This is a genomic window from Arcanobacterium ihumii, assembly GCF_900604515.1.
Lineage (GTDB): Bacteria > Actinomycetota > Actinomycetes > Actinomycetales > Actinomycetaceae > Arcanobacterium_A > Arcanobacterium_A ihumii.
The window spans coordinates 244,889-255,910 of sequence record NZ_UWOS01000001.1 but is presented as its reverse complement, the minus strand read 5'-3'; the positions used below and the strand labels follow the sequence as shown (position 1 = coordinate 255,910).

The following is an 11,022-nucleotide window of genomic DNA, read 5'->3' as shown; positions in this document are numbered from 1 at the left end:
CCACGACTTCTTTATTTGTGCAGAAAGAAATTAAAATGCAAATAATTGATTGGGATAACCTCAAGGCAGTAGCCTGCGAAGTTATGGAACATGCCTACATGCCATACTCTGGCTATCCTGTAGGCGCAGCTGCAATCGTAGACGATGGACGTATTGTAAGTGGTTGTAATGTTGAAAACGCGGCCACTGGCGTCGGATTATGTGCCGAATGCGGAATGGTTTCAGAACTTATCAAAGGCGGAGGCGGGCGCCTCCTAGCATTCGTAGCGGTTAACGGAAACCGTGAAGTCATCGTCCCATGTGGACGATGCCGTCAGCTCTTGTTTGAACACGGAGGGAAAACACTGAAAGTCATGATGCCAGTAGGCGTAATGACCATGGATCAGGTTTTACCTTTCGGTTTCGGACCAGCTGATCTGAGCGAAGTTGAAGGCGCAGTATCGGTGGAAACGCCATATGCGCTACAAGACCACGAAGGGGAATAGAGTGGCAGAAAAATTTGATGTAGTTGACGTTATTCGCCATAAGCGCGATAAATCGAAGCTAACGTCTGAAGAAATCGCTTGGACCATCGATGCGTATACACGTGGCGTGGTTGGTGATGAGCAAATGGCAGCACTTGCCATGGCGATCTTCCTTAATGGAATGGATCGTCAAGAGATCGTTGAGTGGACCAACGCGATGATCGAATCGGGAGAGCGCATGGACTTCTCTGGTCTAGGGCGTATCACCGCAGATAAGCATTCAACCGGGGGCGTGGGCGATAAGATTACTCTTCCGCTTGCTCCACTCGTTGCAGCATTTGGTGTGGCGGTACCGCAGCTCTCTGGACGCGGACTTGGACACACCGGTGGTACCTTGGACAAGCTGGAAGCAATTCCGGGTTGGCGAGCTAGCCTTTCCAACGAAGAAATCATGAATCAGCTCGGATTGGATGGCTGTGGAGCTGTTATCTGTGCAGCTGGTTCCGGTCTAGCTCCGGCAGACAAGAAACTCTACGCACTTCGTGACGTTACTTCGACGGTCGATTGTGTTCCATTAATTTCATCCTCGATCATGTCGAAGAAGATTGCGGAAGGAACCGGATCATTGGTGCTTGACGTCAAGGTTGGCTCGGGCGCGTTTATGAAGGATCTACAGCAAGCCCGTGAGCTAGCTCAGACCATGGTTGATTTGGGTTCTGATGCCGGTGTGCAGACGGTTGCGTTGCTTACGGATATGAGCACCCCGCTCGGGCTCAAGGTAGGAAATGCACTTGAAGTGGCCGAGTCGGTTGAAGTTCTTGCTGGTGGTGGTCCAGCTGATGTCATCGAGCTGACGCTTGCGTTGGCGCGTGAGATGCTCACCGCTGCTGGACAGCCCGATGCGGACGTTGAAGTAGCACTCAAGGATGGGCGCGCGATGGATATTTGGCGCCAGATGATTACAGCCCAAGGTGGAGATGTTGACGCGCCACTTCCGACGGCGAAGCATACACACGATATTTACGCTGAAGAAAGTGGTGTACTCGAAACTCTCGACGCGCTTTCGGTAGGTGTTGCTTCCTGGCGTCTTGGCGCGGGTCGCGCATTCCAGGGCGAACCAGTCCAGGCTGGCGCGGGTATTGAGCTCTTTGCGAAGCCAGGAGATGAAGTTAAGAAGGGTCAGAAGCTCATGACCCTCTTTACCGATGAAGAAGCGCGTTTTGAACGTGCAATGGAGTCCCTTGAGGGCGGAGTAGTGATCGGTTCGTCTGTTCCAACTCACACCTCGGTCGTGCTCGATCGTATCACTCGTTCCTAATCGAGAACTTTTGTTATGAGCTCAGTGAATTAGCTGAGTAGCACTCAATATATAGATAGAATTGGGGTGCGAGGCAAAGGTTATTGCCTCGCACTGCCAAGAGAAGTAATTGCCGATTAGCAGCATTTGCTTGGAGGCAAAGCTAGAATACAAGGAGAATACTGTGGCAACACGTGAAGAAGTCGCCCAGATGATTGATCACACCCTACTCAAGCCAGAAGCAACGTATGACGACGTTCGTGCCCTGGTTGAAGACGCGAAGCAGATCGGTACCTACTCGGTTTGCATTTCGCCATCCATGCTTCCACTTCCAGAAGATATCGATCTTGGCGATGTCCACCTTGCAGTCGTTGCAGGTTTCCCATCGGGTGCGGTTGCGCCTTCAGTTAAGGCTGCCGAAGCGGCTCTTGCTGTAGCTGCTGGAGCAGACGAAGTGGATATGGTTGTAAATATTGGTCTAGTTAAGGAACATGACTGGGACGGCGTTGCACTCGATATCGCTTCGGTTCGTGATGCGATTCCTTTTGCAGTTCTTAAGGTCATCATTGAGTCGGCAGCACTCACTGACGAAGAAATCGTCAAGGTATGCGAGATCGCTCATGAACTTGACGCTGATTTCGTTAAGACCTCTACCGGTTTCCACCCAGCAGGTGGAGCATCGGTTCATGCAGTTGAGCTTATGAAGAAGACTGTTGGTGACGATCTTGAGGTTAAGGCTTCGGGCGGAATCCGCGATGGAAAGTTTGCTGCTGAGCTCATTGCGGCTGGCGCTACCCGACTTGGACTTTCATCGTCCCAAGCTGTGCTCGATACTCTCTGAGTGCCACTGCCAATCGTAAACTCAGCCTGCTTCACTCTGTTAGCTCATTTTGCGCCGAGCTAACGCTAGGATGCAAGGATTGAGATACTGAATATAACGGTGGGGTGTGGATGATCATTTAAATCATCCACACCCCACCGTCGTTATTGTTTATTAGTCAAGCTTGAGAACTTCTGCCATATCTAGCTTGAATTGAGCAAGTCGAGCCGCGGCACGTTCTTTAGCTGCCGGTAGCTCTGAAGCATCACCGACGGGCTCAATCACTTCAAGGTAGCACTTGACTTTGGGTTCGGTCCCCGAGGGGCGAATAATTACACGGTCGTTCGCCTCGGTATGAATCATTACCGCATCGGTTGGCGGTAGCGCCTCGGTGCCTTGAGAAAGATCAACGATCGATGCAACTTGCGAACCAACCAAGGTGGTTGGTGGGAATTGGCGAACCTTAGCCATCGTTGCCGGAATGATTGATAGATCTTCAACGCGGATCGTTACAGGGCCGGACAGGTATAGACCTTCGCGCACTGCGATCCGATCGAGCTCACCTTGCAGGCCAGAGCCTTCGTTGTGGAGGCGTCCCGTAAGCGATGCTAGGAGAGCTCCTGCGGAGATACCATCCTTGTCCTTAACAGCATCTGGCTTGACACAAAAACCGATAGCTTCTTCGTAACCGAAGATGATTTCCGGTGCGCGTGCAATCCACTTAAAGCCAGTCAAGGTTGCCTTGTATCCGAGTCCGTGCGAATGTGCGATTTTCTCTAGGAGTCGTGAAGAAACAATCGAAGAAGCAAGGTTTCCGGTATGGCCGGCGCTTTTAGCGGCAATTGCTACACACTCACCAAGTAGTGAACCGATTTCGTCTCCGGAAAGCTGACGCCACTCGCCGTCGCCAAGCGGAATCGCTGCCGAGCAACGATCTGCATCGGGATCGGAAGCGATCACAATATCGGCATTTTCTTTCTTAGCAAGAGCGATCGCAAGATCGAGCGCACCTGGTTCTTCAGGGTTAGGGAAAGCAACAGTTGGGAAGGCAGGATCGGGTTCGATCTGCTCTGGCACACCGACGACGTTGTTGAATCCAGCCTTTTTGAAAACCTTCATCATGGTTTCGGTACCAACGCCGTGCATAGCGGTGTAAACGATCTTAATGTCGCGGGAGCCTTCACCTGCAACTGATGCTGCTTCCTCAACGTATGCGTCGATAACAGATTCTTCAACTGTACCCCAGCCAGATTCTGCCATTGGAACTTCGTCGGCAAAAGGTGCGGCTGCGATCTCCGCAGCGATCTCGGCATCAACCGGAGGAACAATCTGTACGCCGTTTCCATCGGTATCGATCGATCGGCCGCCCAAGTAAACCTTATAACCGTTATCCTGCGGAGGGTTGTGCGAAGCGGTAACCATGACTCCGGCGTCGGCACCAAGGAAGCGCACAGCGAATGCGAGGACCGGGGTTGGCAGATTTCGTGGCATCAAAATAGCCTTTGCACCTGCAGCAGTAACGATTGCGGCCGTGTCTCGTGCGAAGTCTGCAGAATGGTAGCGAGCATCGTATCCAATGACGACGACGGCGTCGTCACCTACGCGCTTGCGCAACCAAGCGGTTAATCCGGCCGCTGCGCGACGAACCACTGCACGGTTCATCCTGAACGGGCCACCACCCATAGCTCCGCGCAGACCAGCAGTACCGAACTGAAGAGTTCCTTGGAAGCGATCAGCGAGGTCGGCAGCCGCGCTTTCATCTCCTGCTTCCGCAGCGTCGAGGATTGCGTTGAGCTCAGCTCGAGTTTCTTCCTCAGGATCGTGTGCGATCCAGTCTTGTACAGATGTACGTGAATAGTTCATTTTTCCCCTTTGAACTTGTTAACTATGCAGAGCTACGTATTTCGTGGCCCTGTACAAACGTCGACTTCCCTCAGGAAAGTTCGGTTTCGGAAATTTTTGCAACAATATCTGCAAGTAGACGCGAGATACGCGGACCAGCTTCACGGCCAGCTTCTAGGACTTCTGCGTGATTGAGGTTTCCAGGTGCAAAACCGGCGGCGTGGTTAGTTACGAGTGAAATACCCATAACTTCCATTCCGGCTTCGCGCGCTGCGATTGCTTCTAGCGCAGTTGACATGCCAACCAAATCTCCGCCGAGAGTGCGAGCCATCTTCACCTCTGCGGGGGTTTCATAATGCGGCCCTGGGAACTGTGTATACACACCTTCAGGAAGCTCAGGATCAATGGAATGCGCAATTCCGCGCAGCTTCGAGGAGTAAAGGTCGGTTAGATCAACGAAGTTGGCTCCTTCGATTGGCGACGTTGCCGTGAGATTCAAATGATCTGAAAGCAAAACGGTTGTTCCTGGTCCCCATTCTGGAACAGTCGAACCACATCCGTTAGTCAAGATACAGATACGTGCACCAGTAGCCGCCGCGGTGCGGACTCCATGCGCGACTGCACGAACACCTTTTCCTTCGTAGTAATGCGTACGTGCGCCCAAAATGAGTGCGTAGTGCCCTGACTTTAGTTTGATAGAGGTGATCTTTCCTCCGTGACCGACGACGGACGGTGCGGAGAATCCGGGAATATCTGCCGCATCGATCTCAGCAACAACTTCACCGATTAGGTCCGCTGCGCCACCCCAACCAGACCCGAGTGTCAGTGCTAGGTGGTGGTGGTCAATTCCCGATTTATCTGCGATCACGTGGGCAGCTTCAGCTGCCAGTTCTTGTGGAATTTCAATAGCCATATATTAAGCGTACTCAACTTGGTGCTGCTTGGCATAGTTCCTGTTCACTTACCGTAATATTTCTGAAAATAACGCAGTTTTCAAGCTATGGTTGAAACGTGAAACAAAACAACAAGCAATACCACAAAGGCCCGATAGTTTTACGTGGGGATCAGATCCCAGAGCAGACGACGGATGCTCGCTTACTCGCTCCAAAACAAGATACCGATTTCGTGCATTCCGATCCTTGGCGAATTATGCGAATTCAGTCTGAGTTCGTTGAAGGTTTTGGCGTTTTGGCAGATATCGGTCCGGCGGTTTCCATCTTTGGTTCTGCTCGCACTCAACCAGATTCAAATCAGTACAAGGTAACTGAAGAAATCGCGGCATCCTTGGTGAAGCTTGACTACGCGGTTATCACTGGCGGCGGTCCTGGCATCATGGAAGCAGCTAATAAAGGCGCATTCGAAGCTGGAGGAGTTTCGGTTGGACTTGGAATTGAGCTGCCATTTGAGCAGGGAATGAATGAATTCGTTAATCGTGGCATTAACTTTCGCTACTTCTTTGTACGAAAGCTGATGTTCGTCAAATATGCCTTAGGGTTCATCGTATTGCCCGGCGGGTTTGGTACTATGGATGAGCTCTTCGAGGCGCTCACTCTGGTTCAGACCCGTAAGATTTCCGGCTTCCCAATTATTTTGGTTGGCAAAGAATACTGGGGTGGCCTGATCTCGTGGATTCGCACATCTATGGTCAATGAGGGGATGGTTAATGAACTCGATCCCGATCTGTTGGTGGTAGTCGATACCGCGGAAGAAGCAGTGGAAGCTCTCCAACTCGGTATCCATAAGCTTGCTTCTGAGGTTCGTAATTCTCAATCAAACGATTAATTAATTCTCTCAGTGCCTAAAGGCCTAAATTCCCGTAGAATAGACTCAGGGTGGGTTTTCCACCGAAGGAGAGGAGAAAAATTATGGCTGCGATGAAGCCGCGGACCGGAGATGGTCCTCTCGAGGCCGAGCGGGATAATCACGGCGTAACGCTGAAGATTCCACTCGAAGGCGGTGGACGCTTGGTGCTTTCGCTCAACGAGACCGACGTTTCGGAATTAGTAAACGTCCTCGAAGGAATTAAAAAGTAGTTTTATAAATGCTGGTGGGGTGGGAATCCAAAACTATGGTTTCCCGCCCCACCAGCATAGTCAGCCTATTGTTTAACTGCGAAGATCAGACCGTCTCCCAGTGGCAAAAGCGAAGCTGATAGCTCGTCAAGGTCCATCACTGTTTGCCCTAAGTTACGCAATGCGACAGTTACTTCATCGCGCCTTGCTGGATCTGCTACGCGGTCGTGATAGAGCGCGTGGGTAATAACGAGTATCCCGCCTGACCTGAGCATCCGTACTGCTTCGTGCACGTCGCCCTCTGCTTCAAGTGGGTCACCATCGATAACGACTAAGTCGTAGGACTCTTTAGCTAGGCGTGGCAACAAATCGGCGCTCCGACCATTAATTACACGGTAGCGCGAGGTGCGTACACCTGCCTTATTGAAGAAATCTCGAGCATAGTTCTGAGCTTCTGACTCGATATCAATCGTGGTCAAACTCGCCGTTGATGATGCAAGAAGCATATAAAGGCCACTGAGTCCGGTGCCGGTGCCGATCTCTGCAATCGTGCGAATATGCGGCATACTTGCCACGGTTGCGAGGAACTGCCCGGTTGCTGGGGAGACGGGGGAGATCCCCAATTCAGCAGCCTCCGAACGAGCCTGAGCCATAAGTTCAGGCTCGGTAACGATTTCTTCGGCATAAGCCCAAGAAGCGGCCTTATCGTGCGTCATATTTTGATTTCTCCAAAAGTGCTATCAATCGCTGAGTGCGCTAAGAAGCTGTAGTTCGTGAAATCTTACAGCTAAAACTAATATTACCGTTTCCTTGGTTAGGCGGGGGAAACTCCAAGGGAGCGTCCAGAAAGTCCACGTGATCGCTTAGCCAGCGACTCGGCAGCCTGACGGATCGCAATCTGTGCGGTTGATTCGCCTTCTTGGATTGCTAGTGGAACACCGGCGTCGCCACCTTCGCGAAGTGGTTGCTCAAGAGGAACTGTAGCAATAACTGGAACCTCGTATCCAAGAACATCGGTAAGTTGCTGGGCAACAGCTTTGCCACCACCTGCACCGAAAATCTCCATCCGGCTTCCATCTGGCATGGCTAGGTAGGACATGTTTTCGATGACGCCGATGACGCGCTGTTCCGTCTGACTTGCCATTACACCGGCACGCTCTGCAACTTCAGCCGCGGCAGCTTGCGGTGTAGTGATAACTACGATTTCTGCACCAGGGATCAACTGTGCAACCGAGATTGCGATGTCACCGGTTCCCGGTGGAAGATCAATCAAGAGTGCATCAAGATCACCCCAGAAAACATCTCCAAAAAACTGCTCAAGCGCACGGTGAAGCATTGGACCACGCCATACAACAGGTGAGTTGTCTTGGAGGAACATGCCAATTGAAATGACCTTAACACCGTGGGAAACGGGTGGAATGATCATCTTGTCGATCACCTGTGGAGGGGTTGTGATACCCATCATTTGTGGAATGGAGAATCCATAGATATCAGCATCGACGATTCCGACCTTGAGACCGGCTGCTGCCATCGAGGTAGCGAGGTTAACGGTCATAGAGGATTTTCCTACACCGCCCTTACCGGAGGAAATCGCATAGACGCGGGTTAGGTTTCCTGGCTGTGCAAAAGGAATGACTCGTTCAGGCTCGCCACCGCGAAGGGTTTCGCGTAGCTTTGCCTTTTGGTCGTCGTCCATGACGCCCATGACCACGTTAACCCCCATAACGCCGTTAATCTCGTTAACAACCTTCTTAACATCTTCGGTGATGGTATCGCGCAACGGGCAACCCGCCGTCGTCAGATCGATGCTTATTGTAACTTTGCCGGTGTCATGTACCTCAACCGATCGAACCATCCCTAACTCCGTGATAGGACGGCGGATTTCGGGGTCAATAACCTTTGCCAGCTCTTCATTAATAATTTCTACGCTTGGTAATGTCATACTTCCATCTTAACGGTGACGATCATGAAAGAATATTTCAAAATCGAACGCGTGAGAATGGTTGCGTTTGTAGTACCGACGGCATAAGATAAATTTCGACTTTACCCCGTCGGGTGTTACTGATGATGCAGGCATTACCGGAAGGGCATGTAAGGCCTTCCTTTCGTGCCCGCTCAATGAGGAGCTCTCCGTGGATGACCAAGACCATCGCATAGTTCGAGTATTTAACAATAACGCTGTACTCGTTCGTAGCAATGACTCCGAACACATCATCGTGGGACGAGGCATTGGTTTTGGTCGTCGTTCTGGCGATCTCATTGAAAAAGGTGAAGCCCATCGCCACTATGTGGAGGTCAGTGCGGAACGCATCCAGTTCCTCAATCAAGCCGAAAGCTTATCCAGTCAAACGTTGGAAGCAATCTCCGGTGGGGTAGATCTTGCAGCAGATATCTTAGGAGAACTTCATCCCTCTGTTTACCTGCTGCTATCGGATCACCTCATCTTTGCAATGCAACGTTTGCAAGCCGGTCAGATCATTCGGAATAACTTGATTAACGAGATCAGAGCGGTATTCCCCGAGGAATTTGCTGCTGCAGAAGCCGTGCTCACCTTCATTAACTCGCATGCTGACATCAAGTTTCCTGACGATGAAGCCGCATTTATTGCCCTTCATCTCAATGCCGCTAGAACAGGTGTAACGGTCAAACAACCGTTGGAAAAGGCGAATAGGCTTGCATCAATAATTCACGACGCCGGCCACGCTCTAGGCGTCAATCGTGACAATCTTGATAACGACGTAAGCACTCAAATTCTCGCAACGATGCGGCGAATCGAAAGCGGAATGTTCCGGAAAAACGATGCTCTACGTGCAATATCAAGAGACCTGCCCTTGGAATTCGACGTTGCGCAGCGAGTTGTTGCTCGGCTATTAGATGCTGACGACGTCCCTTCCCTCGCCCTAGGCGAGGTTGCGTTTCTAGCAGTGATATTTCACGGTTGGCGGCAAAGTAACGGCGTCTCAAACTTTTCTGATCGAAAGGAACGTCAATGAAAGACGCAATCGTAGGATCTCTACAGAGATTCGGGCGCGCTATCATGGGTGCTGTTGCCGTTATGCCGGTGGCAGCAATCCTCATGGGTATTGGTTATTGGATTGATCCAGAAGGCTGGGGTGCAAACAGCGCTGTTGCCTACATTTTCATTAAATCAGGTGCTGCGGTACTTGATAACTTAGGGTGGATCTTTGCTGTAGCATTAGCTTTTGGGCTCGCTCGCGACAAGAACGGTGCGGCCGCACTATCTGGTTTCTTGGGATATGCAACTATTAAGGTATTGATAAGCCCAGAAGCAGTAGCCTCGTATAAAGGCATTAAGGACTATAAAGCTCTTAAAGGTGACGCGGCGCTTGATTGGGCATCCCAGGGATGGAATGCTATCAACGATAAGAACGTACTAATCGGCATTTTGGTGGGCATCTTAGCTGCGTGGACGTATAATCGTTTCCACCAAACGAAGCTTCCGGACTTCCTTGCCTTCTTCGCTGGACGCCGCCTGGTTCCAATTATGACGACGGCGTTCTCCATTATTTTGGCTGGAATCCTCTACTTTGTTTGGCCATTCGTTTATAATGTTCTTTTCGAATTCGGCCAATCAATTCAGGGGCTTGGTGCACTTGGCGCTGGGATTTATGGTCTTGTAAACCGACTTCTCATCCCAACTGGTCTACACCATGCGCTAAACTCGATCTTCTGGTTTGACGTTGTTGGAATTAACGATATTGGTAACTTCCTTGGTGGTGGCAAGACCATTGAGGCGGCAGCTGCAGCTACTGATGCAGCTACCTGCCCAGGTGTGGGTGTGTGGGCTAACGGTACCTGTACCGTCGTCGGCGAAATCGGGCGTTACCAAGCTGGCTTCTTCCCAGTAATGATGTTTGGTTTGCCCGGTGCAGCCTTGGCAATCTACCTCCGTGCCGATAAGTCGAAGCGCAAGGTTGTTGGATCGCTAATGCTTGCTGGTGCTTTGGCAGCATTCTTTACAGGAGTTACCGAACCACTCGAATTCTCCTTCTTGTTTGTAGCTCCTATTCTCTATGTTGTTCACGCAGTTCTCACTGGAATTTCCTTGGCAGTAGTCGCATTCTTCCATTGGACTGCTGGTTTCGGCTTCTCCGCGGGCTTTGTAGATATGTTCCTCTCGGCGCAAAACCCACTGGCTAACAAGTGGTGGATGCTCCTTGTTATGGGGGTAGTATACTTCTTCCTGTATCTAGGAATTTTCTACTTCATGATTGGGAAGTTCAATTTGAAGACTCCTGGTCGCGGAGATGATTCCGATGCTGATGCAACGCTCGAAGGAGACCATAGCTACAGTGCCGTCGCGTCTCAAGTAATCCTTGGACTTGGAGGGCGTGACAACATCGACCTTGTTGACTACTGTGCAACTCGTTTGCGTGTATCAGTTAAAGACGGTCTTTTGGTCAAAGAAAAGGAGATCAAGGCTGCCGGTGTGGCTGGAGTAATTCGTCCATCACAGAAATCTGTACAAGTTGTAATCGGACCGCAGGTTCAGTTCGTTTATGACGAAGTTGCCCACCAGCTCGAAGGACAAAAAGTAAATCTACAAGGAGAACAGGAACTCTAATG

At 50.9% G+C, this 11,022-nt stretch carries 11 protein-coding genes; 7 read left to right on the top strand and 4 right to left on the bottom strand.

Going from position 1 to position 11,022, the window contains the following annotated elements; all coding sequences use genetic code 11:
• Window positions 1-35 precede the first annotated feature (35 nt).
• From EIH22_RS01145 to deoC, 3 genes are all read left to right on the top strand, one after another.
• Window positions 36-485, top strand: coding sequence for a cytidine deaminase (locus tag EIH22_RS01145; RefSeq protein WP_124053995.1), 450 nt, complete (start codon window positions 36-38; stop codon window positions 483-485).
• Window position 486: 1 nt separating this feature from the next.
• Window positions 487-1,782 (top strand): thymidine phosphorylase, encoded by a 1,296-nt coding sequence (locus EIH22_RS01140; protein WP_235001718.1) that lies wholly within the window; start codon window positions 487-489, stop codon window positions 1,780-1,782.
• 163 nt (window positions 1,783-1,945) lie between these two features.
• The gene (gene deoC, locus EIH22_RS01135) at window positions 1,946-2,602 is read left to right on the top strand and encodes a deoxyribose-phosphate aldolase (RefSeq protein WP_124053993.1); all 657 of its coding nucleotides are present in this window, start codon (window positions 1,946-1,948) and stop codon (window positions 2,600-2,602) included.
• A 153-nt stretch (window positions 2,603-2,755) separates the two neighbouring features.
• On the opposite strand, the gene EIH22_RS01130 is transcribed toward deoC, so the two are convergent.
• Window positions 2,756-4,444 carry a phospho-sugar mutase gene (locus tag EIH22_RS01130; RefSeq protein ID WP_124053992.1) on the bottom strand — a complete coding sequence of 563 codons (1,689 nt, stop codon included), beginning with the start codon at window positions 4,442-4,444 and terminating at the stop codon, window positions 2,756-2,758.
• Window positions 4,445-4,514: 70 nt separating this feature from the next.
• Complete coding sequence (locus EIH22_RS01125) at window positions 4,515-5,336, bottom strand: purine-nucleoside phosphorylase (RefSeq protein WP_124053991.1); 822 nt, start codon at window positions 5,334-5,336, stop codon at window positions 4,515-4,517.
• Window positions 5,337-5,434: 98 nt separating this feature from the next.
• On the opposite strand from EIH22_RS01125, the gene EIH22_RS01120 reads away from it, so the two are divergent.
• The gene (locus EIH22_RS01120) at window positions 5,435-6,205 is read left to right on the top strand and encodes an LOG family protein (protein ID WP_124053990.1); all 771 of its coding nucleotides are present in this window, start codon (window positions 5,435-5,437) and stop codon (window positions 6,203-6,205) included.
• Between the two features lie 83 nt (window positions 6,206-6,288).
• Window positions 6,289-6,456 (top strand): DUF3117 domain-containing protein, encoded by a 168-nt coding sequence (locus tag EIH22_RS01115; RefSeq protein WP_124053989.1) that lies wholly within the window; start codon window positions 6,289-6,291, stop codon window positions 6,454-6,456.
• A gap of 65 nt (window positions 6,457-6,521) precedes the next feature.
• On the opposite strand, the gene EIH22_RS01110 is transcribed toward EIH22_RS01115, so the two are convergent.
• Window positions 6,522-7,151: an O-methyltransferase gene (locus tag EIH22_RS01110; RefSeq protein ID WP_124053988.1), complete on the bottom strand. Its 630-nt coding sequence runs from the start codon at window positions 7,149-7,151 to the stop codon at window positions 6,522-6,524.
• A gap of 98 nt (window positions 7,152-7,249) precedes the next feature.
• Window positions 7,250-8,377, bottom strand: coding sequence for an Mrp/NBP35 family ATP-binding protein (locus EIH22_RS01105; RefSeq protein WP_124053987.1), 1,128 nt, complete (start codon window positions 8,375-8,377; stop codon window positions 7,250-7,252).
• 190 nt (window positions 8,378-8,567) lie between these two features.
• On the opposite strand from EIH22_RS01105, the gene EIH22_RS01100 reads away from it, so the two are divergent.
• Together EIH22_RS01100 and nagE are read left to right on the top strand one after the other, a co-directional pair.
• Window positions 8,568-9,428: a PRD domain-containing protein gene (locus tag EIH22_RS01100; protein ID WP_200829133.1), complete on the top strand. Its 861-nt coding sequence runs from the start codon at window positions 8,568-8,570 to the stop codon at window positions 9,426-9,428.
• On the top strand, window positions 9,425-11,020 hold the full coding sequence (gene nagE / locus EIH22_RS01095) for an N-acetylglucosamine-specific PTS transporter subunit IIBC (RefSeq protein WP_124053985.1): 1,596 nt from the start codon (window positions 9,425-9,427) through the stop codon (window positions 11,018-11,020). Before EIH22_RS01100 ends, nagE begins: the two co-directional genes overlap by 4 nt.
• The last annotated feature ends 2 nt before the right edge of the window (window positions 11,021-11,022 follow it).